Below are 26,656 nucleotides of genomic sequence, written 5' to 3' on the forward strand. Positions count from 1 at the left end.
TTCAGGACCTTCAAGGGCACCGTTTTCGCGTTGTTTCGCTGTTTTGAAACCCCTGACGCTCCGAGTCCTTCGACACAATTTCGGCTTTTCGCGCACCGCGATCCACAACTTGGCCAATGGCTCGTTTGCCCCATGCTTCCGTGGGTATTCGGCGGTAGGTCCACGCAGGATTCGACTGATCCCATGGGCATGCATACGCCCCTGGAGAGCCCCTCGATCAGGGAATTAATCCAATTTTTGGTAAACTTAATGATTGTCCGCTTAAGCGTTTCATCGCTCAATGCCGGTTTTTCGCCGGATTTTTGAGTAGAAATCTATCGATTTCGACGAGTCACACGGCGACCGCAACCAGCTCAAGGAGCAGCTATTTCGCTCCTCATTCTTGTGGATGAATATGGTCGCCGGCACCGGGACAAGATCAAGAAAGATATGAGGAGTGAAACTATGGAAGCAAAAAACACACGGAAGCAGCGATTCCTGAGGAAACGCCGCCTGAAGGTAGAAGACGTCAACGTCGTCGATAATTCGATGCTCAAGAAAGCCATCGGCGGTACCGTCGTTGGCAATTTGATGGAATGGTACGACGTAGGTGTCTACGGCTATCTTGCAGTAATTATCGGCAAGCTCTTCATGCCCGACACCGTCGAGCCTGCAATCCAAACCCTGTTCAGCCTAGGCGTATTCGCTGTCACTTTCGTCGCGCGCCCGCTTGGTGGCGTGATCTTGGGCCAGCTGGGTGACCGAGTAGGACGCCAGAAGATTCTGGTCTTCACCCTGCTCATGATGGCAGCGGCCACGTTTGGCATCGGAATCCTCCCGGATTACTCGGTATGGGGTGTAGCAGCACCAATTCTCCTGGTCGTGTTGAAGCTTGCACAGGGCTTCTCCACTGGCGGCGAGTACGCCGGTGCTACTACGTTCATTACCGAATACGCCCCGGACAAGCGGCGTGGATTCTTCGCCTCGCTGCTGGATCTAGGTTCCTACATGGGCTTCGCCCTGGGTGCCGCCTTCGTCTCCATCCTCCAGCTGACCCTGAGCGACGACGTCATGGAAGGCTTCGCATGGCGCATTCCATTCCTGGTGGCCCTTCCACTGGGTGTTATCGCACTGTGGTTCCGCGCCAAGATCGAAGACACTCCAGCCTTCAAGGAAGCCCAGGAAGCCGCTAACCGCGCGAGCGAGGACGCACGGAGCGCTGCCGATGCCCCGAAGGGCGTCATCGACCTGGTGAAGGCCTACTGGCGCGAATTGCTCACCGGCTTCGTACTGGTATCGGCGGCCAACACCGCCGGTTACGCACTGACCAGCTACATGCCTACGTACCTCACCGAGACGCTGGAATACGATCCGGTGCACGGCAATCTGCTGACCCTGCCGATCCTGGTGGGCATGTCCTTGTGCATCCCGTTGGCGGGCAAGCTTTCCGATAGCGTGGGCCGTCGCAAGGTCCTGTTCATTGGTTCGGTTTCGGCCATCGTCCTGGCTATCCCTGCCTTCCTGTTCATGATGCATGGCCAGATCTGGTCCACCCTGCTTGGCCTTGCGCTGCTGGCTGTCCCGGTAGTCTTCTACGTTGCCAATCTGGCTTCGTCGTTGCCAGCGCTGTTCCCAACCGCCTCGCGTTACGGTGGCATGGGCATCTCGTACAACTTCGCCGTAGCCATCTTTGGTGGCTTCGCGCCGTTCATCATGCAGGCGTTGGTGACCCTGACCAAATCCTCCCTGGCTCCGGCCTTCTGGGTTATGGGCACCTCGGTCGCGGGTTTCATTGCGGTCTGCTACCTGCGCGAATCCGCTCGCAAGCCATTGCCCGGCTCGCTGCCTTCGGTCGCGTCGGAAGCGGAAGCCATTGAGCTAGTTGAAACCCAGGACGAGAACCCTGACCTCGATGTCGAAGCGCTCTTCGAGCAGGTTCCTGAATTGGAAATGAACTACCAGCAGGAGATTGCAGACGCCGAGGTGGAGCAGTCCCAGGCTAGATAGCCTCGCAATGGGGTTAAGCGATGGCGGAGCCGGTTCCAAGCGGAACCAGCCCCGCCATTGTTGTATCCGGCTCAACGGCTAGGAAGATTGGCAGTAGGATTCATAGGCTGCTTGCGCAGCCCATTGAGCCATCGCATCCAGCCTCAGCTTGCAGTCAAGGATTCCGAATTCGGAGTCGGACCAGGTATCGAAGACCAGCGTGTAGCGGCTCTGCTGCTCGTTGAGGCATTGAACGCTATACGTGTAGGTCACGGGACGCGCTGCCCAGTAGCCCAGAAGCCCCGCAGACTGGTCGGAGCTTCTGATCAACGATTCCAGCCCGTCACTGGCATCGTAGGGCTCTTCGGCGACAGTGGTTTCGGAGACGGCGCTGGCTGCCATGAGCACTTCATCGACGTTGTCCCAGTTGGGACGAGGGCTGAAGCTGATAGTCGAGCCGACGGGTGCGTCGATCAGAGTATGGCGCGTGTCCTGATCATGGAACCGATCGACCCGGATCAGCTGCGGTGCACCACGCAACTGACCGCCACTGGCAATGTACGGTCGATCGCAGGAACTTGCCTTTTCGGGGCTCAAAGGCAACGGCCCCGCACTTTCGCCGGCCTCCGGGCTCGTGCATGATGCCAATGCCAGGGATAAGCACGCTAGTGTTGCCCAGTAGCTTCTCCGCATCATCGGCAATCCTTTTTTAAGACCCTGGAACCATATATTCTAATCAGCTTATGAGTGCATCAGCGATTTGACTAGAAGATTTCAATTAAATGCGAAACGGTCGCCGCTTCTCCTGAAGATTCAGGAGAAGCGGCGACCGTTCGTTTCCGGCGTATGCTCCAGGGCGTCAGCCCTGGTTCAGCGTCAGCTTAGAGAGCTGCGTAAACTTCGCGCAGCAGCACAGCAGTCTCCGAAGGAGTCTTGCCGACCTTGACGCCTGCAGCTTCCAGTGCTTCCTTCTTCGCCTGGGCGGTGCCAGCCGAACCGGAAACGATGGCGCCTGCGTGGCCCATGGTCTTGCCCTCAGGAGCGGTGAAGCCAGCCACGTAGCCAACAACTGGCTTGGTGACGTTGGCCTTGATGTAATCAGCAGCGCGCTCTTCAGCGTCGCCACCGATTTCACCGATCATGACGATGGCCTTGGTCTCTGGATCAGCTTCGAAAGCAGCCAGGGCATCGATGTGGGTGGTGCCGATGACTGGGTCGCCGCCGATGCCGATTGCGGTCGAGAAGCCCAAGTCGCGCAGTTCGTACATCATCTGGTAGGTCAGGGTACCTGACTTGGAAACCAAGCCGATTGGGCCCTTGCCGGTGATATTGTTCGGGGTGATGCCAACCAGTGCTTCACCTGGGGTGATGATGCCTGGGCAGTTAGGGCCGATGATGCGGGTGATCTGGTTGCCGTCGGCGTCAACCTTCGACTGTGCCAGAGCCCAGAACTCAGCGGAGTCCTGTACTGGAACACCTTCGGTGATGACTACAACGAGGCCAACTTCGGCCTCGATAGCCTCAACGACTGCGTCCTTGGTGAACTTAGGTGGGACGAAGACGATCGATACGTCTGCGCCGGTCTCGGCCTTGGCCTCAGCCACGGTGCCGAAAACCTTGATGTCCTTGTCACCGTGGGTCACGGTGGTGCCGGCCTTGCGGGCGTTAACGCCGCCAACAATGTTGGTGCCAGCCTTGAGCATCAGGGCGGTGTGCTTGGTGCCTTCGCCGCCGGTGATGCCCTGGACGATGACCTTGGAGTCCTTGTTCAGGTAAATGCTCATTGTTCGCTTATCCCTCTTACTTCGCTGCGTTGGCGAGCTCGGCAGCCTTGTCGGCGCCCTCATCCATGGTTGCTGCCAGGGTGACCAACGGGTGGTTGGCCTCGGCCAAGATGGCGCGACCCTCTTCAACGTTGTTGCCGTCCAGGCGGACAACCAGTGGCTTGTTCGCTGCGTCACCCAGGGTGTTCAGCGCGCCAACGATGCCGTTTGCGACAGCGTCACATGCGGTGATGCCACCGAAGACGTTGACGAAGACCGACTTGACCTGTGGGTCATTCAGGATGACGTCAAGGCCGTTAGCCATGACCTCAGCCGATGCGCCACCGCCAATGTCAAGGAAGTTAGCAGGCTTGACCGAACCGTGGTTCTCGCCAGCGTAGGCAACAACGTCCAGGGTCGACATGACCAGGCCAGCACCGTTGCCGATGATGCCTACTTCGCCGTCCAGCTTGACGTAGTTCAGGCCAGCGGCCTTTGCCTTGGCTTCCAGCGGATCGGCTGCGCCCTTGTCCTCGAGCTCTTCGTGAGCCGGGTGGCGAACCTCAGATGCGTTGTCGTCCAGGGAAACCTTGCCATCCAGTGCAACGATGTCACCGGCACCGGTCTTCACCAGTGGGTTTACCTCTACGAGGGTGGCGTCTTCTTCCTTGAATACAACCCAGAGCTTCTGGATGGTGTCTGCAACCTTTGCGCGCAGCTCTTCAGGGAAGTTAGCTGCCTCAACGATTTCAGCGGCCTTCGCGGCATCAATGCCGACGATTGGGTCAACGGCAACCTTCGCCAGAGCATCCGGGCGCTCAACTGCGAGCACCTCGATCTCCATGCCACCTTCTACCGAGCACATGGCCAGGTAGTTGCGGTTTGCACGGTCCAGCAGTACGGAGAAGTAGAATTCCTCAGCAATGTCGGCGCCCTGAGCGATCATGACCTTGTTTACGGTGTGGCCCTTGATGTCCATACCGAGGATGTTGGAAGCGTGCTCGAAAGCTTCGTCGGCGGTCTTAGCGACCTTGACGCCGCCAGCCTTGCCACGGCCACCAACCTTGACCTGTGCCTTTACTACAACAACGCCGCCGATCTTCTCAGCTGCGGCTTTTGCTTCTTCCGGGGTGTAAGCGACGATACCGGCAAGCACGGGAACGCCGTGTGCCTCGAATAGATCGCGCGCCTGGTACTCATACAGGTCCACGGGTTTGTGTCCTTCGTTCGAAGTTCATGCTGACTCGCGGCACGGCCACAGACCGAAATCCATGCCATGCCAAAGAGAGCGCACCGCAACTACCGGGACGTCGTTAGGCGCCGTAGCCCGTGCGCACCTCTCAGACTATCCCGACTTTCGCAAACTTCCCACTTTTACAACACGTAGAGAAACTCGCGGGTCCTGCAGCAAAGCAGCCGAATGTGACGCAGGAAACACGGAGGGCCGGTTGGCTAGTCCACGATTTCTAGCGGTGCATAGCGCAGCAATAGCCTCTTCTCAGAGTCCGGGAACTGCACCTTGGCCACCGTCTTGTCGCCTGCGCCTTCTAAAGCAATAACAGTGCCCAAGCCAAACGAGGAATGCTTAACATTCTGCCCGACTTCTGGGATGGTAATGTCCTTATTCTGCACAACTCGCGTCTTGGAAATAGGGGCGGCGTTGTGCCCTCGCACCGGTTGCGCCGATGCCGAACCTGCACCCCAGTGGCTGCCACGTTCATATCTGCTCGTGGCGAAATTCACCGCTGCGTTACCGAAACCGAAGCCCATTCCACCGCCAGAGCCCTCGCTCTTCCAGTCGATCAGCTCGCCCGGAACCTCTTCCAGGAACTGGCTCGCAGGGTTGTACTGGGCCTGCCCCCAGAGGCTGCGCTGTTCGGCACGGGTCAGGTACAGGCGTTCACGGGCACGGGTCAGTCCGACATAGGCCAGGCGGCGTTCCTCGGCCAGTTCCTTTTCGTCGGTCATGGAACGCTGGTGCGGGAAGACACCGTGCTCCATGCCCGTCAGGAAGACCACCGGGAATTCCAAGCCCTTGGCAGTATGCAGGGTCATCAAGGTGACCACGCCTTCCTGCACGGCCATTGCTGCTCCCTCATCATCGCTGGGAGCCTCTGGAATCTGGTCGGCATCGGCTACGAGCGCCACGCGCTCCAGGAACCCTTCGAGACCGCCTTCCGGTTCTTCGTTCACGTAGTCCCGGACCACGGCGACCAATTCGGCGAGGTTCTCCACCCGCGACTCATCCTGCGGATCCGAGGAGAGCCGAAGGGTCTCCAGGTATCCGGTCTGTTCCAGCACTGCTTCAAGGGCCTCTGCCGGCCCTGAGCCTTCCGCCACGGTCTTCAAGTCATCCATCATGGAGACAAACGCAGCAGTCATCTTGATTCCGCGGGTTCCCAAGCCTGGTGCTTCATCCGAACGGCGCAATGCGTCCATGAAGGAAACGCGATCCCGTTCAGCCAACGCTGCCACGGCGCCTTCGGCACGGTCGCCGATGCCGCGCTTGGGCTCGTTGAGGATTCGGCGGACGTTGATGTCATCATCCGGGTTCACCAAGGCGCGCAGGTAGGCCAGTGCGTCCTTGATTTCCTTGCGGTCGTAGAACCTGGTGCCGCCGACTACGCGGTACTTCAGGTCCACGCGCATCAGCTGTTCTTCCAGTGCACGCGATTGGGCGTTAGTGCGGTAGAAGATCGCCACGTCGCCCGGGCGGACATCCTCGTCATCGTTCAAGCGAAGTATTTCTTCGGCAATCCAGCGTGCTTCGTCGGATTCTGACTCCCCAACATAACCGGTGATCTTCTCGCCGTCGCCGCTGGCAGTCCACAGCTTCTTGTCATTGCGGTCGGGGTTTCGCTTGATGACCTCGTTGGCCGCGGACAGAATCGTCTGGGTGGAACGATAGTTCTGTTCCAGCTTGATGGTTGCCGCGTTCGGATAGTCCTTTTCGAAGTCGACGATGTTGCGGATATCGGCACCGCGGAAAGCGTAAATCGACTGGTCGGAGTCGCCGACAACGGTCAGTTCGCCTGGGACGGTATCACCTTCGGCACCGGTGAGTTCACGCACCAGCGAGTACTGGGCGTGGTTAGTATCCTGGTATTCGTCAATGAGCACATGGCGGAACCGGCGGCGGTAGTTATCGGCCACTCGCGGGAACGCACGGAACATGTAGACGACCTGTCCAATCAGGTCGTCGAAGTCCATGGCGTTGGCAGCGCGCAGGCGGCGGGTGTAACCGCGGTAGACCTCGGAAACGGCTCGCGAGAACGGATCATTGGTATTGATCGTCGCCGCGTAGTCTTCATCATCTATCAGCTCATTTTTCAACGAGGAGATCTTGTGGGCAATTGCCTTGGGCGTGAAACGCTTCGGGTCGATCTCCAAAGATTTGGCGACTAAGGTGATCAGGCGCAAGGAATCCGTGGAGTCGTAGATTGAGAAGTTGGATTTCATTCCAATGGTGGCCGCCTCGCGACGCAAAATACGCACGCATGAGGAGTGGAAAGTAGAGATCCACATCTTCTTCGCTTGCTCGTCGCCAATAAGCTCAGCGGCTCGTTCGCGCATTTCGGCAGCGGCCTTGTTGGTGAAGGTGATCGCCAGGATTTCGTGCGGCCGAGCACGTCCGGTCGCCAGGAGGTAGGCAATGCGGTGCGTGAGCACACGGGTCTTTCCTGAACCAGCGCCGGCCACGATCAGCAACGGACCCCCAGCATAACGAACTGCTTCTTCCTGCTGCGGGTTCATGCCGACCAAAAGCTCCTCAGCAGTGGGCATGACCTGCTGTGCGGTATCCGGGGCGAAATCGTCAAAAAGGAAATCCATGATGTAGCCAGTCTACGTGGAGCGCCGGACACTTTCAGTGTGAGCGGGAAAGCCCACGCTATTGGCCGGGCATAATAGAAGATATGGCAAAGAAGGTCAGGAAAACCAAGGAATACCGCAAGCCCCAGCAGTTCGCCCAGGCGCCGAACGCGCCGCGCGGCATGAACATGGGGCCAGGCAAGGTGCAAAGCACCTCCCACGAGAACAGTTCGAACCCGATGCTGCTGATCTCGGTGGGCTTGATCATGTGCGCTGCGCTATTCGCGTACTACCATCTGCTCACGATGGTGCAGATGCAGGACCTCAGCGATTCCCTGGCGATGCCCGATCAGCGTATTTTCGGCTACACCGTAAGCGACATAGAAGCATTGCGTGGCGCCATGGATGAAGATGCTGTTGGCCAGCTCAACTACTTGCACAAGACCGCTGGTTTCCTCTTCCCGATGTTTACTGCGGTCTTCTCCATGCTGTTGTTCATCCGCTGGATTCCTCACCGCCAGACGCGTTGGCTGGCTTGGGTTGCCCCGCTGGGCTTCGCGGCAATTGATATTTGGGAGAACTTCGCAATTGATGCCCTGTTCACTGGAGACCTCAGTGAAGGAGCTGTCGTTTTGGCATCGATCCTCACGACCATCCGCTGGGCACTGCTGATCATCACTGCGGGTCTTGTTGTGGGTCTTGGCGCTATCCGTGCCAATCGTGCGCTCAAGGCAAAGATGCTCGCAATTCGTGAGGGTACTGCCTAAGCCAGTGCGTGGGAATTACACCCGGGACATCCTAGTAAGATAGTGTTGTTGGTGTTTTCACGCCCATGCCCCTGTAGCTCAGTAGGATAGAGCGACCCTCTCCTAAAGGGTAGGCCGTCGGTTCGATTCCGGCCAGGGGCACAACTAGAGCCTTGTTTCCAGTCCTCGGACGGGAAACAAGGCTCTTGTCGTTACTACGGAGTTAAGCACTGCGGGTACGTTCCATCTGGAACGTACCCGCAGTGCTTAGTATGAGTCTCGCTTAACGCAGCAGCAATGCGGTCGCCTTTGGCGACAGCGAAGCGTCCATGACCACGCAAGCGCCACCGATGGCGCCGACGTTGGAGCCGAGCTCGGAGGTGCGGGTTTCGATTTCATGCACTCCGCGCAGGGCGAAGCGGCGGCCAATGGCGTCGCGGACTTGATCGTCGACCAGCTCGGATACCTTTTCCCACTGTGGACCGCCGAAGACGACTTCGCGAACGTCCAGCGAGTTGGCAAGCTGGCCGGCAACTTCGCCAACCTTGATCATGGCTTCGGTGACCAGTTCCTTGGCGACCTTGTTTCCTTCGTGAGCCAGCTCGTAGAGGCGGTTCATTCCGGCAGCCCGCTGTTCCGGGCCAACGATTTCGTAGCTTGGCAGTTCCAGCCCGCGTTCCTTGGCCTGCGCAGCGATGAATTCGTAGGAGGTGCCGGAAGCGAGGCAATCCTCCGCACCGCATTGTTCGCAGGCCACAGATTTGTAACCGGTTGAGTAGTGGCCGATTTCGCCAGCGTTGTTGCTTGCACCGTGGTGGACATCGCCGTTGAATACCAGGCCAGCGCCGAAGCCGTGACCGCAGTAAATGAAGACGAAGTCGTTGTTCTTCTCTTCCTTGGACTGCCACAGTTCGCCAACTGCTGAAGCGATGGTGTCCTTTTCGATGATGACCTGCAGGCGCAAGAGCTTGCGCAGTGGGTTCACCAGTTCAACATCTGCCCAGCCATCGAGCAGTGGCGGGTTCAGCACCACTCCTTCTTCGACGTTTACTGGACCCGGAACAGCAATGCCGACACCGACGATGTGCTTCTTCGGCACGCGGATCTCGGCAATGAGTTCCTTAACGGTAGTTGCCATGAGCTGGACAGTTTCGGTAGCTACTTCGAGGTTGGGAACTTCGATGCGGCGTTCGCGCAGGACCTCGCCGCGCAGGTTCATTGCGACGAAGGTCAGCACGCTGGGGTCCAGGTGGATGCCAATGGAAACAAGACGGTTGCCTTCGAGCTCCAGAACGGTGCGAGGCTTACCTGGTCCGGAGACGATCGTGCGGTCTTCTCGGACGATTCCGTCATCCAGCAAACGGCGGACAACATTGGAAATGGTCTGTGGGGACAGACCAGTCGAACCGGCCAGTTCAACGCGGCTAATTCCTTCTGGTGCCCGTCGAATTGACTCAAGAATTACGGCTTGGTTGAAGTCTCCCAAGCGTCCTAGATTTGTACCCCGTCGCATTTATTGCTCCATAGATCTGTAAAGTTGATGGATCGATCTTTCAATTCCAACGTTTTCGGTAGTCATCAATACTTCGGTTAGATACTGCGAGTAAAGTAACCATGGTGAACTAGAACTAAAACCGTTGGAGATCCAATTAAGCACGTTACCATCTCTAACTCCTGTAAACACGCGATATTGTGTTTTAGTGAAGAAAAATTTGACGATCTCAGCGGCGTGTTTAATCAACAACCAAGGAGAAATTCTCCTGGTTCGCAAGCGTGGAACGACGAAGTTCATGCAACCTGGCGGCAAACCCGAAGCCGGGGAAACAGCGTTACAAACTATCATTCGAGAAATTCGTGAAGAATTGGGCCTCAGCTTCACCGCTGACGAGCTGCAATACGACGGCGAATGGATCGGACCGGCTGCCAACGAGGCGGAGACGATGATCCGCGCCTCTTTATACAGCGCAGCCTTCGATGGCGAACTCGTCCCGTTAGCGGAATTGGAGGAGCTGCTGTGGATCGACCCGCAGGTGGCCCTGGAACGCGACGATCTAGCTCCGTTGCTTCGCGACCGCGTCCTGCCGCTAGCCATTGAACGCAGCAAAAAATAGGCGCCGCTGGGTTCCTCCCAGCAGCATCAGGCCAGCGGCTAGCTTGCGTGCAAGTATTCGTCCCATGCCGCATCAACGTGCTGCAGTCCCGAAACCAGATGGCCAGCAACGCGTGGACGATGAGGTGTAATACGCAGTTGCCAGCCCAGTTGCGAGAGCATCTTGTCCGCTTTGCGGCTATTGCATAGCAGGCAAGCGGCCACGAGGTTCTCCCAGGTGTTCTGGCCTCCCCTGCTGCGGGGAATCACGTGGTCAATCGTATTGGCAGCTTTGCCGCAATACGCGCAGGTAAAAGCGTCTCTACGCAGAACGCCCCTACGAGTGACATGTTGCATGTCCCTGTAGGGGCGTCGTACATAGCGTTTCAGAACGATGACAGTTGGCCGAGGTAGATCTCCATGAGAACTGCGGATGGGGGCGAGATCATCTTGGAGAACGATGCTCGCTTTTTCGGTCATGACTAGCACTAGTGCTCGACGGAACGTCACAACTGCTAGTGGTTCGTATCCTGCGTTTAATACCAAAGTTCGCATTGCTCGTACTACCTTCATGAACCGATGGCCACCATCTGGCATTGATGGAGCTCGCGTTCTGCTCGGAGTGTCTCTAAGCGCTAGCCTATGCGATGCTTCGGATTATTGGTGGGTACCTAACCAAGAAATTGTCTTCTTTTCATCGTTCTGATGCCCAGAGTTCAACTGGTTAAACGAACATAGGCCATCGGATGTCTTTCTCATCCGATGGCCTATGAAAAGCTTTGAAGCTTAGCCAGCTAGGGTGTAGTAGCCGTACAGCGGGTTGCGCGAAACCGAGTGGATCATGGTGTCCACGGTTGGGTTCTGCGCGCCGATCATCTGGCCGCCGCCCAGGTAGATGCCGACGTGGCCGCCACCGTTCTGGAATACCAAGTCGCCTGGCTTAGGGTTGCTGGTGCGGACGAACTGGCCGGATCCGAGGATGGCCGAGGTGCCGCGAGCAATGTTGATGCCGTGCTGCGCGTAGACGTACTTGACGAAGCCGGAGCAATCCCAGCCACTTGGACCGTTGCCACCCCATACGTATGGAACGCCCACGTACTTGGCAGCGGTGCCTGCGATGCCGGAAAGGTTGGAGGTCTGAACAGGAGTTTCAGCCTTTGGCTGAGCCTTCTGCTGCGGAGCCGATTCCTGTCCACCCGAACGGCTCTGACGAGTCATCGGGGCCATCGAATCAGAGTTACCCGAGTTGCTGCTGCGGGTAGTTGGGGTGATGTCATTCGAAACTGCAATGACAACAGGCTCTGGCTTCTCTTCAGCGGTGAAGCTGGCGCGCTCGATTGCGACATCAGCCTTCTTGTCAGCAGCTACCTTTACTGCCTTGACTGCAACACGCTCTGGATTGATGGTGTCAACAGGCGATGCAGAAACGTCACGTGGTGCAGTTGCCTGGCCAGGCACGCCCAGAGTGACGATCAAGCCGGATGCTGCAGCGACAACGGCGGCCTGGCGGCCTACCGAGCCAGCGTTGGATGCTACGGCCTGTGAAATCGCCTGTAGCGAGTTGGTGCGTGGAACGTCGGCGCGGCGACGTCCGCGTGCATGACTCTTGGTCAAAATATTGCCTCTCCTTGATACCTACGAGGTAAGCTGTCGGGTTCGAAGTGGAGTTACCTCGGTGGATTCGAAGTTGCCTTCTCTATCCACTTCACCCCTAGGGTTGTTAGCCAAAACTAACGACCCGATATTGGTTCCCCCGCCACTGCCGTACGAGTTGTGTATAACTACTCATTGCGTGTTGGCAGTGCTCGGTTCTCACGCAATGATGCCCAGGGATCCCCATGGCACGCATACAAGACTATAGGAAGTTTTTTGAAATGTCACGTTTTGATCACGGAATGGTGACGAACGTCGTTATAACCAACCTGCTGGGTCTTTGAACTGACCGTCAACGATCACTTCGAAGTGCACGTGAGGACCGGTTGAGTTGCCAGTGCTGCCGGCCAACGCAACAACGTCACCGCGCTTAACTTTCTGGCCAACCTTCACAACCAGCTGGCTGTTGTGGCTGTAACCGGTCTCCAGGCCGTTGCCGTGGTCAAGGGTGATGCGGTTACCGGAGTGCCCAGCCCAACCCGAGACAGTCACAACACCGTCAGCTGCCGCGTAGACCTTGGTACCGCTTGGCACACCGTAGTCGGTGCCGCTGTGAATCATGAAACCTGGACCGGTTGGATTCTTGCGGTGCCCGAACGTGGAGGTGATGCGCTTCGTGGTGACCGGTGCGCCGAGCAATCCCGAGGTGTCCTTGATGGCCGTAACGCTACCGCCCGAAGCGGTCATGATCTCGGCGAACTTCTCTTCCTTGGCAACTTCGGTGTTCAGCTCGGAAGTCAAAGCTGCACGCTCCACGGACAGTTCCGCATTGCCGGTAGGTGCAGTTACATCTACAACTGCGGAAGTGGCGGTGCGCTGAGCTGCGACCTCAACGGCCTTGTTCTCCTCCGCGCTGCCGGAGAGCTGTGGAGTTACGGCGGCAAGCGCCAAACCCGAAACGGCGGCTACGGCTGCCACCTTGTGGGCGAATCCACGGTGGGTGGATTTCTGAACCTTGGACTTGAGGCTATAAATGAACTCGACATTGCCTGCTGCTTCGATCGGGGCAGGCTTGCTGGCAGGGGCTTGAACAGCTCCTGGCAATGCAACGACGTTGCTCGCGGTATCCTTGCCGGCCAGCAGGGTCTGGTTAGGAGCAACACCGTAGCGCTGCATGGAGTCGAATCGTCGACCAACGAAATCTTCATGTACCGGCTTGACCGGTGCAATCATAGGGACGGTGGCAGCAGCACGTGCTGCTCGGCGCCCGCCGTTACGCTCAGCAGTCGAAGCGGTGACTTCTGCAATCACATCTACTTCGACGCCGGCAGCGCGGCGACGTCCCGCAGTCTTGGTTTCTACCAAAACATTCCTCTCACTGTTGCGCCTACGAAGTTAGCTGTCGGGTTCGGCTATTGAGAATCAGCCGGCCTGCTTGTCGCAGAACTTCACCCCAAGGCGTTTGCACGCCGGAAAGTGGGTCCCCCGTTATTGCCCTCAAGATTTGGTGACCGTTTCTGGCGCAGGGCAACACTAGGCGGTCGCACCAAAAATGGATAGAGCTAACTAGATCACTAGCTCCAAGGCTTAACGCTACCTGTCAACGCCGAAAGTTACAATTTCGTTATCTTTTCTGAGACTTTACAAATACGTGTGCGCTGACCTCGACCGGCAGCTCCAGGGCGCCTTCGATGCCGTCCACGCGCACTACAACGTAGTCGTCGGCGCGCTCCAAGGTGACAATCGCACCTGGGCGGATTCCACCTTCGTTCAGTTGTCCGAGCAGGATTGGGTCCGTTTGGATCGGTTCGGCCAGGCGCTCAATTGCCACTGGGCCGATGTTTCCGGACAGCAGGGCATCATCCAAGTTCTCTACTGCATGTGAGATTTCGCCCACATTGGGGCCACCGAGGACTTCCAGGCCCGGAATTGGGTTGCCGTAGGGCGACACTGTTGGCTTGCCCAGAAGATCAAAGAGCCGACGCTCGACGCGTTCGCTCATCACGTGTTCCCAGCGGCACGCCTCATCGTGCACGTACTCCCAGTCCAACCCAATGATGTCCGACAACAGGCGCTCCGCCAAGCGGTGCTTGCGCATCACGCCCGTAGCCAGCTCGTGACCTTTTTCGGTCAATGCAAGGTGGCGATCGGTCGATACGATAACCAGGCCGTCTCGTTCCATGCGAGCAACCGTCTGCGACACGGTTGGGCCCGAGTGGCCAAGACGCTCTGCAATTCGGGCGCGCAATGCCACGATTTCCTCTTCTTGAAGCTCAAGAATGGTACGCAGATACATCTCAGTTGTATCGATAAGATCAGACACGGCAGTCGCTCCTGGAAGTCACAACAATTAAGTTCGCTCGAAATTTACGTGGCGTCGATATCCCACTCTACTTGGTCGGAGCTGCAGAAAGCCCTGTAACCCGCCAAGCCCTCGGCGTAACCGACCGACGCGCTTTTCTCACGACACCCCGCTATTTGCGAAGATATCTATTGAAACGCCAAGGCTATCTGTCAATATTCCAAACCATGGGTAATGGTGGCCGTTATGGCACTTCAATCTATCGCTACAAGAGGAGCGCGATGAGCACGGATATCAACATTCCAGAAAACCTTCTGCCCGCCGATGGTCGATTCGGTGCAGGACCTTCCAAGGTTCGCGCAGAACAGATCCAGGCCATCGTCGATGCCGGCGCCGAACTGCTAGGCACCTCCCACCGCCAGGCTCCGGTCAAGAACCTCGTAGCTTCGGTTCAGGACGGCCTGAAGGAAATGTTCAGCGCACCAGAGGGTTACGAAGTTCTTCTCGGCGTGGGTGGATCCACCGCGTTCTGGGATGCCGCTGCATTCAGCCTGGTCCGTTCCAAGGCGCAGCACCTGTCCTTCGGCGAATTCGGCTCGAAGTTCGCCAAAGCCACCGACAAGGCTCCATTCCTGGAACCTTCCTCCATCATTGTCGGCGAGCCGGGCACCGTACCTGAACCCGTAGCCGAAGCCGGCGTAGACCTCTACGCGTGGCCGCACAATGAGACCTCAACCGGTGCCGCGGCGCCGATCAAGCGCGTTGTTGGCGCCAACGACGATGCACTGGTAGTCATTGACGCCACCAGCGCCGCCGGAGGCCTGGACGTGGATCTGTCCGAGACCGACGTGTACTACTTCGCTCCGCAGAAGAACTTCGCTTCCGACGGCGGCCTGTGGCTGGCCTTCGTTTCTCCCGCCGCGATTGCCCGCATCGAGGAAATTGCAGCAACCGACCGCTGGATCCCCGACTTCTTGAACCTGGCGACCGCGCTGGATAACTCCTTGAAGAACCAGACCTACAACACGCCATCGCTGACCACTCTTGTGGGCCTGGATGCGCAGATCAAGTGGATCAATGCCAACGGCGGCCTGAAGTGGGCGGCAGCGCGCACGGCACAGTCCGCAGGGATGATCCGGGCTTGGGCCGAGGCTTCCGAAATCGCTTCCCCTTATGTGGCCGACCCAGCGCACCGCTCGAACGTCATCTCCACCATTGACTTCGATGACTCGGTCGATGCCTCGGCAATTGCCAAGGCACTGCGCGCTAACGGCGTTGTCGACGTGGAACCATACCGCAAGCTGGGCCGCAACCAGCTGCGGATCGCCACCTTCGTTGCGATCGAGCCAAGCGACGTCGAAGCACTGCTCAAGTGCATCGACTACGTGATCGAGCAGCTCTAAGAACCCTCGATTAAAGCCAAAGACCTTCGCACAACGATTCATCATCGTTGTGCGAAGGTCTTTGCCGCTATTGCCTAGTTTTCCTTGCGCGTGCGATTACGCTGCGCTGCCCGGCGACGGGCTGCGGTGCGCTGCGCCGTGCGACGGCGGCGTACCTGGCGACGTGCCGGCGACTTATGCTGCTGCACAGCGTCATCGTCATTTTCGGCGCCGTCCGCTTCGACTTCGGCCTGCGGATCCTGAGCCTCGGCGCCTGGATCCGATGGATCCGGCTCCTTCGCTGGCTCCGTGGCTTCAGGACCGTCGGCTTCCCCGCCGGTCCCGGCCAAGTCCTCTGCGGCTTCGGCGGCCTTGGCCGCTTCAATCTCTTCCTTTGCCAGGCGGTCGGCCCATGGCACCCATGCCGGAGCGAGCAATGACTGCTCCCCTGCAATAATGCCTACTTCGCAAACCGTCAGGTCCTTGGATTTTGCCCGTGAGACCCGCGCAAGCGTGGCGAACCAGGTCCATCCTTGATATCCCGACTTATGGGAGACAAAACGATGGGTGACAAGTCGCTCACCTTCCGCCGTGACGCCTAGGTGTTCGCCGATTTCTGACGCACCGGCAATTTCTGCGAGCGCGCCGCGAGCAGTATCCACTGCCTCGGCGAGGATGGTGTCCAACTTGGGTTTACGGGCCATTATTTATGCGTCCAGATCGTCGGCTACCGCACGAAGTACGGTAGCAACCTTCTTGCCATATGCCTGTTCAGGATAACGCCCATTGCGCAAGCTATTGGAAACGTTGTCGAGCAGCTTAATAAGATCTTCGATCAGCACTGCCTCGTCTTCGGGCTTCTTGCGCTTGGCACGTGCGACCGATGGAGCGGCTTCGAGCAAGCGCAGGCTCAGTGCCTGTGGACCGCGGCGGCCTTCGGCAACGCCGAATTCCAGGCGGGTTCCGGGGCGCAGGTCATGCACGCCTTCGGGCAATGCCGCGGCATTGACGTAGATCTCTTTGCCATCTTCGGCGGTGATGAAGCCGAAGCCCTTGGCCTTTTCGTACCACTTAACCTTGCCGCTAGGCATGATCATTTACCTCGTTCGTTCTTGTAGCTAAGCTGCATGGCCGAGGCCTGCTCAGCGCCATGCATATTCATATGTGCGATCCGGCGGAGCCACTGCCGGAATTCTTCTCTGCTTCTTGCCGGGTGCTCAATCTGCTGGATCGCTTCAAGTCCTTTATCTAAGATTATGTCATCTCTCGTGCGGTGAATTCATCTTTGCCCGGCAATCTTCGCATTCCGCCTGTCGCCCATGGCTCCGGGGCTAAACTTGGTAGCGTGAGCGATTCATCCAAAACCATGACTGCACTTTCCCGATTGGCGATCATCATCGCCATCCTTTCCGCCTTGGCGCTGGTCGGAACCCTCGTCTTCTACTTCCAGGAGATCGCCATCCCGCCGCTGCTGATGCTCTTTGCGCGCTTGGGCTTGCCAACGGCATTCATTCTGGCCGCCATCGTGGTCTTCGGAAACGTCGCCAGGCGCCGAAAAAGCTAGCCACTCGCTTCAGCATTCACTCAGCGGACTCCCAGACTTCTTCGGCACACTGTAATCCATGAGTCCAAAAACTGCTGAGGCAAAACTTCTCGTTGTCGATGACGAGCCGAATATCCGCGAACTGCTCTCCACTTCCCTGCGCTTTGCAGGCTTCGAAGTTGTCGCTGCTGCCAACGGACGCGAAGCCCTCGCCGCCGTTGAAGCCGAAGAGCCGGACCTGGCCGTCCTGGACGTCATGCTTCCTGACATGGACGGTTTCACCATTACCCGGAAATTGCGCGCCGCTGGCCGCCACTTCCCGGTGCTGTTCCTGACCGCGCGCGACGACACCAGCGACAAGGTCACCGGCTTGACCGTCGGCGGCGACGACTACGTCACCAAGCCATTCAGCCTGGATGAAGTCGTCGCCCGCATCCGTGCCGTCCTGCGCCGTACCGCCAATGGCGAGGACGAGAACGCGACCATCATCGTGGCCGACCTGGAGCTGGATGACGACGCCCACGAGGTGCGCCGTGCCGGGGAGATCATTGACCTGTCCCCCACCGAGTTCAAGCTGCTGCGCTACCTGATGATGAACCCGAACCGCGTACTGTCCAAGTCGCAGATCTTGGACCATGTCTGGGAATACGACTTCAACGGCGATGCCTCGATCGTGGAATCCTACATTTCCTACCTGCGTCGCAAGGTCGACCGCCCGGAGTGGCCTGCACTGATCCAGACCAAGCGTGGCGTGGGCTACCTGATGCGCACCCCAGACCGCCGCTAACGGCACACGTAACGGTCCGCGCCAATAATTGAAGGCCTTGTAAAGTCAGCATATGAAGTCATTTCGAGCCCAGTGGCGTCGCACCTCGTTGCGGACCAAACTGGTCGCGGTCATGTTTGGACTGATGATCGTCGCGATCTTCGCTACCGCTATCGGTTCAGCGCATACGCTGAGGATCGCGATGACCAGCCAGATCGACAAGCAGCTGAACGTGTCCAAGTCGACGATGGCCTACGGGCTCAACAAGGCCTACCTCTACTCCTTGAACGAGGACAACGGCAGCCATGACGCCTTGGATGTCGATGCCACGCTGCTCGGGCTCAGCAGCGCCTACGCTGACATTCGCGACCAGGACGGCGAGATCGTCTACGTGATGCCGCGTTCGCGGGTCGGTCCTTCCAACGGCACGGATCTGCCGCTGCTTAATATGGAACAGATCCAGCAGCTGGCAGCCCACCCGAACTCCCCTGCTACGGTCCCCGGCGCCTTCCCCACCTCCGCTGGTTGGCGTACGGTGATGATCCCGTTGAAGAGCAGCGAGCTGAACCTGTTCTTGTCCATGCCGCTGGATAATGTGAACCGTACCGTCAGCCAAACTGCGGTGCTGGTGCTCTCCACCGGCACGCTTGCGGCCCTGCTGATGTCGATGATCGCCTACGGGCTCACCGGGCGTTCGCTCAAGCCGCTGATCAATGTGGAGCGCACCGCGTCGATGATCGCCGATGGCGATCTGTCCCAGCGCGTGAAGGACTATCCCGCTGAGACCGAAGTGGGCAGGCTCTCGCGCTCGCTCAACGCCATGCTGGCCCAAATTGAAAAGGCGTTCAACGACCGCGAGGCTTCCGAGCAGAAGATGCGCCGCTTCATCCAGGACGCCTCGCATGAGCTGCGTACCCCGCTGGTCACCATCCAGGGCTATTCGGAGTTCTACCGCTACGGCGGGCTGGCGGATCCGGAGGCCATGGACTCGGCGATGGGCCGCATCGAAAGCGAATCCAAGCGCATGGCCCGCCTGGTTGAGGACCTCTTGATGCTCGCCCGCCTGGACGAGCAACGCCCCATGGAAAAGCAGCCAGTGGATTTGCTGGTCCTGGGCCAGGACGCGGTGGAAGACACCAAGGTCCGTGCACCGGACCGTACCGTCAAACTTGTGGGGCTCGTGTCCGAACGCCCCAGCCCAGCGAGCACCGTCGGTGATGATGCCCGCATCCGGCAGATCATCGCCAACCTGCTCACCAACGCGCTGCGCTACACCCCGGAAGGTTCCCCCTTGGAAATTGCCGTCGGCGTGCGTTCATTGGTGGCTGGAACGCTGGACGCGGTCGTTGAAATCCGCGACCACGGCCCGGGCATCCCGGCCGAGGATTCCAAGCGCATTTTTGAACGCTTCTACCGCTCCGATAGCTCGCGCCAACGCGAGACCGGCGGTTCCGGCCTGGGCTTGGCCATTGTTGCGGCCATCGTCCAGCAGCACGGAGGTTCGGTGGCGTTGGCAGATACCCCTGGCGGTGGCGCCACGATGTCCATCTCCATGCCCTACGTGCCGCTGCGCGAACCGAAAGCACCGGAAGTCGACGATACGGAAGACTAGCGCCGATGGCTTTCTCCACACCCCGTGCCGGTTTTGCCCGGCACGGGGTGTGGTGTTTCTAAGGTGAGTGCATCAGTGATCAAACCGCTCATTCCAGAAAGGACGATTCCAGTGAGTACGTTCTCCACCAACACCGGCGAGATGCAGGTTAAATCCCAGGCCGTCATGAACACCATTGACCGGCTACGCAATGAGGTCTCGACCATGCAAATGAACTTGGACCAGTTGCAAAGCACCTGGCAGGGTTCCGCCGCGGCCTCCTTCCAGTCGATCGTGGCCGAATGGCGCTCAACCCATGTGCAGATCGAAGAGGCGCTGAGCAGCATTGCCACGGCCTTGAACCATGCCTCCATGCAGTACGAAGAGGTCGAGCAGGTCAACACCTCGCTGTTCCGTTACTGAAAACCGCAGACGCGACGGCCGGTTGATCAGTAGGCTTAGCCTTATGAGCATTCTGATCGACCCGCCGCGCTGGCCTGCCCACGGCACGCTCTTTGCCCACTTGGTGTCGGATACTTCATTGGCTGAACTCCATGAGTTCGCCGGGCAGCAAGAAATCTCCCGCCGCGCTTTCGACCGGGATCACTACGATGTGCCTCGCGAACGCTACGATCGGCTCGTGGCAGCTGGCGCCCTTGAAGTCTCCGGATCCGAGCTGGTCCGCGCACTGGTCAAGTCCGGGATTCGGATACCAGCCAAATACCGTCCGGAGAAGCTGGGCACCGTCCTCACCCGGCGTTGGTCCCGCACCTTGCCCACCGAGCCTCAGCTCGGAACCGAGCTGTTGGGCTATTGGTCCGAGAGCCATCGCCACTACCACGACCGGGTGCATCTGCTCTCGGTGCTCGAAGCCATCGACTGGCTGGCTGAAGGCCAGGCCGATCCCGAAGAGCTCATGCTGCTCCAACTCGCTGCGTGGTTCCACGACGCCGTCTACGCTGGAACCAGCGAGGACGAGTTCAAGTCGGCCACCTTGGCCCGTGAACGGCTGTGGGGAGTCCTCTCCCCTGGTGCCGTCTCGAAGGTCAGCGGGCTGGTCATGCTCACCGCCAAGCATGCCCCGGCAGAAACCGATCGCCTGGGCCATATCCTCTGCGATGCCGATCTGGAGGTCCTGGCCCGCCCCGCTCCGGCCTACCAGCGCTACGCCGAGGCGATCTACAAGGAGTACGGGCATCTTCCCCGCCATGTGCTTGCTTCCGGGCGCAGCAAGATCCTCAGCGGCCTGTTGGAGAAAGAAATGATCTACGGCACCCAAGCCGGATCCCGGCGCTGGGAGCAGCGCGCGCGGAACAATTTGGGCACCGAGCTGGAGCTGCTGCACAGCTGGCTATAGTGCAACGCTTGGCCCACGTTAAACGGCCGATGGCCCGGATCCCTCGAAAGGATCCGGGCCATCGGCGCGATAACTGCGTGCTTAGTGCGTGCGGGAAGCTTAGAAGCCGCCCATTCCGCCCATGCCACCCATGTCATCGCCACCGGCTGGGGCAGCGCCAGCAGGAGCTGGCTTATCTGCGACAACAGCTTCGGTGGTCAGGAACAGGCCAGCGATCGATGCCGCGTTCTGCAGTGCCGAACGGGTCACCTTCACTGGGTCGTTGACACCAGCTTCGAGCAGGTTCACGTATTCGCCGGTTGCAGCGTTCAGGCCGTGGCCTGCTGGCAGGCCCTTGACCTTGTCAGCGACAACGCCTGGCTCCATGCCAGCGTTCAGGGCAATCTGCTTCAGCGGGGCTTCGATGCCAACGCGAACGATGTTCGCACCGGTAGCTTCGTCGCCTTCCAGAACCAGCTTCTCGAATGCTGCAGCGCCAGCCTGGATCAGTGCAACGCCACCACCGGCGACGATGCCTTCTTCAACAGCTGCCTTGGCGTTGCGCACGGCATCTTCGATGCGGTGCTTGCGCTCCTTGAGCTCTACCTCGGTAGCAGCCCCGGCCTTCAGCACAGCGACACCGCCGGAGAGCTTTGCGTGGCGCTCCTGCAGCTTCTCGCGGTCGTAGTCCGAGTCGGTGTTCTTGATCTCGGCTGCGATCTGGGCCTTGCGTCCCTCGATGGCGTCGGCTTCGCCGCCACCTTCAACGATGGTGGTCTCGTCCTTGGTGATAACGACCTTGCGGGCGGTACCGAGGACTTCCAGGCCTACGTTGTCCAGGGACAGGCCGATTTCCTCGGAAACAACCTGGCCGCCGGTGAGGATAGCGATGTCGGTCAGCATGGCCTTGCGACGGTCGCCGAAGCCCGGAGCCTTGACAGCAACGGACTTGAACAGGCCGCGGATCTTGTTCAGGATCAGGGTAGCCAGGGCTTCGCCCTCGACATCTTCGGCGATGATCAGCAGCGACTTGTTCGACTGCATGACCTTCTCCAGCAAGGTCACCATGTCCTTGACCGAGGAGATCTTCGAGTTCACGATGAGGACGTAAGGGTCCTCGAGAACGGTTTCCTGGCGCTCAGCGTCGGTGACGAAGTAAGCGGAGATGTAGCCCTTGTCGAAGCGCATGCCCTCTGCCAGCTCCAGCTCCAGGCCGAAGGTGTTGGATTCTTCAACGGTGATAACGCCCTGCTCGCCGACCTTGTCGAGAGCTTCAGCAATCAGTGCGCCGATTTCCGGATCGCCAGCAGAGATCGAAGCGGTAGCAGCGATCTGCTCCTTGGATTCGACCTTCTTCGCAGCGGCGAACAGTTCAGCGGTAACAGCTTCTACGGCCTTGTCGATACCGCGGCGCAGTGCGATTGGGTCAGCACCTGCGGCAACGTTGCGCAGGCCTTCCTTGACCAGTGCCTGTGCCAGCACGGTTGCGGTGGTGGTACCGTCGCCAGCGACGTCGTCGGTCTTCTTGGCAACTTCCTTGACCAGCTCTGCGCCGATCTTCTCGTAAGGCTCTTCGAGGTCGATTTCCTTAGCGATGGACACGCCGTCGTTGGTGATAGTAGGAGCGCCCCACTTCTTTTCCAGAACAACGTTGCGGCCGCGTGGGCCCAGGGTGACCTTCACCGCGTCAGCAAGGGTGTTCAGGCCGCGCTCAAGTCCGCGGCGTGCTTCCTCGTCAAATGCAATCATCTTAGCCATTGTGGCGTACGGTCCTTTCGGGACGATTTTGCGAAAATGCAACCGACAGACAGCGCCCGCGACGGACGAGTGGACCGGTGCGGCATCGGGCCAGCAACCGTTTCAGCTCTCGCTATCTGAGGTATTTTCCACGCCCACGCCCTGCGTCCGCTGTCCGGTGCTTCATGGAGTTCTTGGAGAACGCAAAAGCCGACCGGCGTTAGCAGTCGCAACGCATGAGTGCTAATACAAATATTGGCACTCTCGCATGGCGAGTGCAAGCCGATCGGCTCTGAGCGAATGGAATTATAAACGAATTATTCGTTTAGCCCCAGGGTGTCATCGGAGCCCAGAACCACGGTGACCCGGTTCGGAATGTTGCTGGTCTGCAGAACTTCGTCGATATTCAGGATTTCTGCAGCTTTTTCAGCGGTAGTGCGGTAGGACTCGGACATGTAATAAACCGTGGAGACTTCTGCGGGCCTGGTCCAGTTGTCGGCCACAATGCTGGTGAACCCGGCTTCGGCCATGGCGTCTTCGCCTTCATTAGCCAGACCGGCAACACTTGCCGCGTTGTACACGCCAATCAGCTGGCCGTAGAGCACGTCTTCGTCATCGATGGTGCTCGTTGGCGATGCGGATTCACTAGGTGTGGGTTCCACGGAGGGCTCGGCGGTGACTTCCTGGGTTTGCGAGGTGTCGCTTCCCGTGGAAGTCGCGAGGGTCTCCTTGAGCTGAGGGCCGAAGATGAAGGACAAGGCACCGATCACCAGCACGAGTACAGCGGTCAGCACTACCCAGCGCAATTTCCCACCGGTTGACTTCGACGCGGCGGACTGCGCCCATCCGTGGGCGTGGTGCGAACCCACACGGGTGCTGAACTCCGGAACGCGATCAAATTCGTCACGCGGGTAGTTGGTCATTCTTGTCCTTGCTCGAGGTCTGATTGGTCACGGCAGGCAGGGTTATCGTCCCGTGCCGACCTTACCGCCCACGCGACGTTTTGTGGAACGTGCTCTGCGCAGGCGCTTGACCAACATCGGGTCGTAGGCCAGTGCCGCGTCGGTTTCAATCAGCTGGTTCAGCAGCTGGTAATAATTCGTCGGCGACATCGAAAACTGCTTGGTAATGGCTTGTTCCTTGGCCCCGGCATACTTCCACCACAACTTTTCCAGGTTGAGGATCTGTTGCGAACGCTCATCCAATTCCGAATCCGGGTTCATGACGAAATCCACCAGCAATTCATTCTCAGCCATACGTTCTCACCTCTGTCATTGGACCAGTTTTCTCAGGTTTCGGTTATGCATGTAATCCACCATCGGTAGACATACCACCGATATTCTAACCAATCTGCTTGCCTAACACCGTGTGGCCGAGCACAGGCACGCCAGAAAAACGGCACAATTACCCCTATGGACGATTTGCAGCCAGCACTTTTCGATGCACCCCAGCCAGCTCGGACACCAGTGTACGAAGCGGCTGATTTCCCGTTCTACCATGGCGCCCAATCCATGGCCGACCACGGGTTTATCGCTGCAGACTGGGTTCGGGCACTCTGCGAGCAGGACTCGTTGCTGCGTTCCCTGGCCACCGATTTGGCGGCCCGTTCGGCGGCCGGTGAACAGATCCTGCCGGCACCGGAGGTGATGTTCCGCGCACTGAGCCTGCCATTGTCCGAAGTCAAGGTCCTAATTATTGGCCAAGACCCATATCCGACACCCGGCCACGCAAATGGTTTGGCCTTCGCGGCCAACAAGCAGGTGCGTCCGCTGCCGCGCTCCTTGGCCAATATCTACAAGGAATTGCAGTCCGATCTGGGGCTGGAGCCGGTCGCGCATCCAGACCTCAGTCCATGGCTTTCCCAAGGCGTCTTGCTGCTGAACCAGGTGCTCTCCGTAGCCGCTGGCAATGCCGGCTCGCATCAGAAGCTGGGTTGGGCGCCAATTCTGCATGCCATCCTCACCGCGCTCAATGAACGTCCGCGGCCTCCGGCGGCTTTGCTCTGGGGCAAGCATGCGCAGAAACTCTCCGAGTCCCTGTCCAACGCCGTGCAGCTGCAAAGCGCCCACCCCTCGCCGCTCTCAGCCTCGCGCGGGTTCTTCGGCTCCAAGCCCTTCTCAAGCATCAATCGGCTCCTGTCCGACAGCGGACAGAAGCCGATTGACTGGTCGTTGCCGAAAGCCTAGCGTCGGCGGATCCGCCGGCGCTCACGCCGGGCGCTGGAGGTCAATGGACGGCACAGCGTATCGCCGAAGACGACGCCGCCAGCGATGGAGAGCATGATCGCCATGGCGTTGAACATCTCCACCAGTCCCGTGGCGGTGTCATTGACGTTGATGACGATGCCGTACATTGCTCGGAAGATCATCAGGCCCGGAAGCAGGAACATGACCGCAGGAGCCGCTAGCACCAGCTGCGGCGAGCGGAGTTTGTCCGCTGCCAGCCGCGCGGCGAAACCGATCACCGTGGCGACCAGCGCCGGGGTGGCCCGGTCTCCGAGTCCAATGCTTTCGGCCAGCAGCTGCACCAGGTAGCCGCCGACCGCAATGCCGGCGGTAGGCAGCAGCAGGCGCAGCGCGCTCTGCTCGGTGACCGCACCGGCGACAATGGCCACGCCCACCAAGACCACCAGCAGCCAGGCCGGATAGTCGGTTTGGACGATCTGGTGAACGTCGACCTTCTCTCCCCCGAGCAGATCCGAGATCACCAGGGCCGTAGCAATTCCGCAGAGGATCGCCCCGTAGATCAGGCTGGCCGAGAACAACCGGCCTACCGCTGTCACCGGGAAGCCGTTGATGGCATCCTGCAATGCCGAAACGAATCTGCCCGACGGAAGCAGCAGCAAGATGCCGCCAGAGACCACCAGCGCCGGATCCAGCGGAGCGTGGAATTGATGCCCCAGCAAGGCAATGCCGGTGACCACCAATGTCGAGGCAGCGATAGTGAAGAACTCGGGCACTCTCCAGCGCGAGCCGTATCGGCCGATCTGCGTCACGAGGCTCGAGGACAGCATCGCCACCAGCGCACCAGCCCACGAGCCGCCAATGAAGAGCACGAACGCGGCCGCGAACACGGCCCGGCCGCAGGCGACGATCCAGCGCGGGAACGGCTTGGGCTGCCGCGTGATGTCCTTCAGCCGCTTCGCTGAAACGGATCGCGAAACGCCGCCGGCAATGATATCCGAGACGAGTTCGTGCACCAGCACCATGCCGGCATAGTTCGAGGTGTAGGAGCGGACCACACGCAGCACCGAGTAGCTTTCGGCATCCGGCGGGCTGTAGTTCAAATGCAGGGACTGGTTGGTGATGTCCACATCCAAGTGGCTCAGGCCCAGTGCCGCGGTCACCGCGATCACGCTGGTTTCCACTTCCAAGGCGCCTGCGCCGTAGCGGATCAAGGTCTCGCCCAAATCCAGCGCGAACTCCATGGTGCGCCGGTTGGACGCGTCCTGGTCCACGTTGACCTTGGGGTTGGCGTAGGGGGTGCCCTGCAGGCGCTCAACGATGTTCAGCGCCTCGGTGGGAGGGGTATCCGAGATCCACATTTTCGCCAGCAGCCGACGGGCCACCGGGTTGGCGCGGGTAGGCATGAGGGTAATGCCCTCATCGGTGGTGTGAACCTGGCCGGTGCGCCACTCGATATCCGAGACATCGGCAGCCGCCACGTTGGCGCTGACCGCCGTATTGAGCGGTAGTTCAGATGCCGTTGCCGGCTCTTCGGCGGGCTCTGCCGGATGGAAGCCCATGTTGATCTCACTAGTGGCAATGCGGGGCAAGACGCCAGCTAGCGGAGCCGGATCCTCGCCTACGGCATTCGACGAGGCGGCCTGTTCCTCGCTAGATCGATGCGCCACGAATCATGCCCCCTCATCCAAAGTTTTTCCCATGGGATTCACCATACAACCCGTGCATGAAAAGTTGTCGGGAACGTGGCGAATTCGGGAGGTATCGCCGAACACATTTAAGGGTATCTTCGGCCACTGGAATACCGGCGCTCGGCAGTTGGTTGCACCATGCAGAAGTTAGATGTGTTT

The 26,656-nt window shown here is 59.1% G+C and carries 25 protein-coding genes, 1 tRNA gene and 2 riboswitches; of the genes, 11 read left to right on the plus strand and 15 right to left on the minus strand.

Features of this window, described 5'->3' with window-relative positions; all coding sequences use genetic code 11:
- Positions 1–444: 444 nt before the first annotated feature.
- Positions 445–1,986, plus strand: a complete 1,542-nt coding sequence (locus tag ACIOU9_RS08985; protein ID WP_332487702.1) for an MFS transporter — start codon at positions 445–447, stop codon at positions 1,984–1,986.
- Positions 1,987–2,064: 78 nt separating this feature from the next.
- Here the strand turns inward: ACIOU9_RS08985 and ACIOU9_RS08990 are convergent, their stop codons facing one another.
- The 4 genes from ACIOU9_RS08990 to pcrA form a co-directional block, all read right to left on the minus strand.
- A complete protein-coding gene (locus ACIOU9_RS08990) occupies positions 2,065–2,505 on the minus strand; it encodes a hypothetical protein (protein WP_332487704.1) in 441 nt (146 codons plus the stop codon).
- 341 nt (positions 2,506–2,846) lie between these two features.
- Positions 2,847–3,749 (minus strand): succinate--CoA ligase subunit alpha, encoded by a 903-nt coding sequence (gene sucD, locus ACIOU9_RS08995; protein WP_133833227.1) that lies wholly within the window; start codon positions 3,747–3,749, stop codon positions 2,847–2,849.
- Between the two features lie 16 nt (positions 3,750–3,765).
- Positions 3,766–4,938 (minus strand): ADP-forming succinate--CoA ligase subunit beta, encoded by a 1,173-nt coding sequence (sucC, locus tag ACIOU9_RS09000; protein WP_105659137.1) that lies wholly within the window; start codon positions 4,936–4,938, stop codon positions 3,766–3,768.
- 242 nt (positions 4,939–5,180) lie between these two features.
- Entirely contained in the window at positions 5,181–7,559 is a 2,379-nt protein-coding gene (gene pcrA, locus ACIOU9_RS09005; RefSeq protein ID WP_105661600.1) for a DNA helicase PcrA, read from the minus strand.
- Positions 7,560–7,642: 83 nt separating this feature from the next.
- Here pcrA and ACIOU9_RS09010 point away from each other — a divergent pair, with 83 nt between their 5' ends.
- Together ACIOU9_RS09010 and ACIOU9_RS09015 are read left to right on the plus strand one after the other, a co-directional pair.
- On the plus strand, positions 7,643–8,305 hold the full coding sequence (locus ACIOU9_RS09010) for a hypothetical protein (RefSeq protein WP_402696637.1): 663 nt from the start codon (positions 7,643–7,645) through the stop codon (positions 8,303–8,305).
- Positions 8,306–8,372: 67 nt separating this feature from the next.
- Positions 8,373–8,446: transfer RNA gene (locus ACIOU9_RS09015), tRNA-Arg, on the plus strand.
- A gap of 121 nt (positions 8,447–8,567) precedes the next feature.
- Here ACIOU9_RS09015 and ACIOU9_RS09020 read toward each other — a convergent pair.
- Positions 8,568–9,797, minus strand: a complete 1,230-nt coding sequence (locus ACIOU9_RS09020; RefSeq protein WP_105661599.1) for an ROK family transcriptional regulator — start codon at positions 9,795–9,797, stop codon at positions 8,568–8,570.
- A gap of 187 nt (positions 9,798–9,984) precedes the next feature.
- On the opposite strand from ACIOU9_RS09020, the gene ACIOU9_RS09025 reads away from it, so the two are divergent.
- Positions 9,985–10,395, plus strand: a complete 411-nt coding sequence (locus ACIOU9_RS09025) for an NUDIX domain-containing protein (protein ID WP_105659133.1) — start codon at positions 9,985–9,987, stop codon at positions 10,393–10,395.
- A gap of 38 nt (positions 10,396–10,433) precedes the next feature.
- On the opposite strand, the gene ACIOU9_RS09030 is transcribed toward ACIOU9_RS09025, so the two are convergent.
- The 4 genes from ACIOU9_RS09030 to ACIOU9_RS09045 all read right to left on the minus strand — a co-directional run bounded on the left by ACIOU9_RS09030 (position 10,434) and on the right by ACIOU9_RS09045 (position 14,289).
- Positions 10,434–10,970 carry an HNH endonuclease gene (locus ACIOU9_RS09030; protein ID WP_400291495.1) on the minus strand — a complete coding sequence of 179 codons (537 nt, stop codon included), beginning with the start codon at positions 10,968–10,970 and terminating at the stop codon, positions 10,434–10,436.
- Between the two features lie 189 nt (positions 10,971–11,159).
- Positions 11,160–11,987 carry a C40 family peptidase gene (locus tag ACIOU9_RS09035; RefSeq protein ID WP_105661598.1) on the minus strand — a complete coding sequence of 276 codons (828 nt, stop codon included), beginning with the start codon at positions 11,985–11,987 and terminating at the stop codon, positions 11,160–11,162.
- Between the two features lie 3 nt (positions 11,988–11,990).
- A riboswitch (cyclic di-AMP (ydaO/yuaA leader) is annotated at positions 11,991–12,161 on the minus strand.
- Positions 12,162–12,284: 123 nt separating this feature from the next.
- Positions 12,285–13,331: a M23 family metallopeptidase gene (locus ACIOU9_RS09040; RefSeq protein WP_332487714.1), complete on the minus strand. Its 1,047-nt coding sequence runs from the start codon at positions 13,329–13,331 to the stop codon at positions 12,285–12,287.
- Between the two features lie 4 nt (positions 13,332–13,335).
- Positions 13,336–13,486: riboswitch (cyclic di-AMP (ydaO/yuaA leader) on the minus strand.
- 104 nt (positions 13,487–13,590) lie between these two features.
- Positions 13,591–14,289 carry a metal-dependent transcriptional regulator gene (locus ACIOU9_RS09045; protein ID WP_402696639.1) on the minus strand — a complete coding sequence of 233 codons (699 nt, stop codon included), beginning with the start codon at positions 14,287–14,289 and terminating at the stop codon, positions 13,591–13,593.
- Positions 14,290–14,549: 260 nt separating this feature from the next.
- Between ACIOU9_RS09045 and serC the strand changes: the two genes are divergently transcribed.
- Complete coding sequence (serC, locus tag ACIOU9_RS09050; protein ID WP_332730830.1) at positions 14,550–15,671, plus strand: phosphoserine transaminase; 1,122 nt, start codon at positions 14,550–14,552, stop codon at positions 15,669–15,671.
- 74 nt (positions 15,672–15,745) lie between these two features.
- On the opposite strand, the gene ACIOU9_RS09055 is transcribed toward serC, so the two are convergent.
- Together ACIOU9_RS09055 and ACIOU9_RS09060 are read right to left on the minus strand one after the other, a co-directional pair.
- Positions 15,746–16,354, minus strand: a complete 609-nt coding sequence (locus ACIOU9_RS09055) for a DUF3027 domain-containing protein (RefSeq protein ID WP_105659127.1) — start codon at positions 16,352–16,354, stop codon at positions 15,746–15,748.
- Positions 16,355–16,357: 3 nt separating this feature from the next.
- Entirely contained in the window at positions 16,358–16,741 is a 384-nt protein-coding gene (locus tag ACIOU9_RS09060) for a cold-shock protein (protein WP_038990235.1), read from the minus strand.
- A gap of 254 nt (positions 16,742–16,995) precedes the next feature.
- Here ACIOU9_RS09060 and ACIOU9_RS09065 point away from each other — a divergent pair, with 254 nt between their 5' ends.
- The 5 genes from ACIOU9_RS09065 to ACIOU9_RS09085 all read left to right on the plus strand — a co-directional run bounded on the left by ACIOU9_RS09065 (position 16,996) and on the right by ACIOU9_RS09085 (position 20,907).
- Positions 16,996–17,214: a hypothetical protein gene (locus ACIOU9_RS09065; RefSeq protein WP_105659126.1), complete on the plus strand. Its 219-nt coding sequence runs from the start codon at positions 16,996–16,998 to the stop codon at positions 17,212–17,214.
- Between the two features lie 58 nt (positions 17,215–17,272).
- Entirely contained in the window at positions 17,273–17,980 is a 708-nt protein-coding gene (locus ACIOU9_RS09070) for a response regulator transcription factor (RefSeq protein WP_105659125.1), read from the plus strand.
- Positions 17,981–18,032: 52 nt separating this feature from the next.
- Positions 18,033–19,571: a HAMP domain-containing sensor histidine kinase gene (locus tag ACIOU9_RS09075; RefSeq protein ID WP_105659124.1), complete on the plus strand. Its 1,539-nt coding sequence runs from the start codon at positions 18,033–18,035 to the stop codon at positions 19,569–19,571.
- 111 nt (positions 19,572–19,682) lie between these two features.
- Positions 19,683–19,973 (plus strand): WXG100 family type VII secretion target, encoded by a 291-nt coding sequence (locus ACIOU9_RS09080; RefSeq protein WP_038990044.1) that lies wholly within the window; start codon positions 19,683–19,685, stop codon positions 19,971–19,973.
- A gap of 43 nt (positions 19,974–20,016) precedes the next feature.
- Positions 20,017–20,907: a DUF4031 domain-containing protein gene (locus ACIOU9_RS09085; protein WP_332487728.1), complete on the plus strand. Its 891-nt coding sequence runs from the start codon at positions 20,017–20,019 to the stop codon at positions 20,905–20,907.
- 99 nt (positions 20,908–21,006) lie between these two features.
- On the opposite strand, the gene groL is transcribed toward ACIOU9_RS09085, so the two are convergent.
- The 3 genes from groL to ACIOU9_RS09100 form a co-directional block, all read right to left on the minus strand.
- Positions 21,007–22,644: a chaperonin GroEL gene (groL, locus tag ACIOU9_RS09090; protein ID WP_105659122.1), complete on the minus strand. Its 1,638-nt coding sequence runs from the start codon at positions 22,642–22,644 to the stop codon at positions 21,007–21,009.
- A gap of 296 nt (positions 22,645–22,940) precedes the next feature.
- The gene (locus tag ACIOU9_RS09095) at positions 22,941–23,546 is read right to left on the minus strand and encodes a LytR C-terminal domain-containing protein (RefSeq protein WP_105659121.1); all 606 of its coding nucleotides are present in this window, start codon (positions 23,544–23,546) and stop codon (positions 22,941–22,943) included.
- A gap of 42 nt (positions 23,547–23,588) precedes the next feature.
- A complete protein-coding gene (locus ACIOU9_RS09100) occupies positions 23,589–23,879 on the minus strand; it encodes a DUF3263 domain-containing protein (RefSeq protein WP_105659120.1) in 291 nt (96 codons plus the stop codon).
- Positions 23,880–24,035: 156 nt separating this feature from the next.
- Between ACIOU9_RS09100 and ACIOU9_RS09105 the strand changes: the two genes are divergently transcribed.
- Positions 24,036–24,809, plus strand: a complete 774-nt coding sequence (locus ACIOU9_RS09105) for a uracil-DNA glycosylase (protein ID WP_402696641.1) — start codon at positions 24,036–24,038, stop codon at positions 24,807–24,809.
- Here the strand turns inward: ACIOU9_RS09105 and ACIOU9_RS09110 are convergent.
- The gene (locus ACIOU9_RS09110) at positions 24,806–26,476 is read right to left on the minus strand and encodes a threonine/serine exporter ThrE family protein (RefSeq protein ID WP_105659118.1); all 1,671 of its coding nucleotides are present in this window, start codon (positions 26,474–26,476) and stop codon (positions 24,806–24,808) included. The genes ACIOU9_RS09105 and ACIOU9_RS09110 overlap by 4 nt on opposite strands.
- Positions 26,477–26,656: the final 180 nt, after the last annotated feature.

This window comes from Glutamicibacter sp. NPDC087583, assembly GCF_044743685.1.
Lineage (GTDB): Bacteria > Actinomycetota > Actinomycetes > Actinomycetales > Micrococcaceae > Glutamicibacter.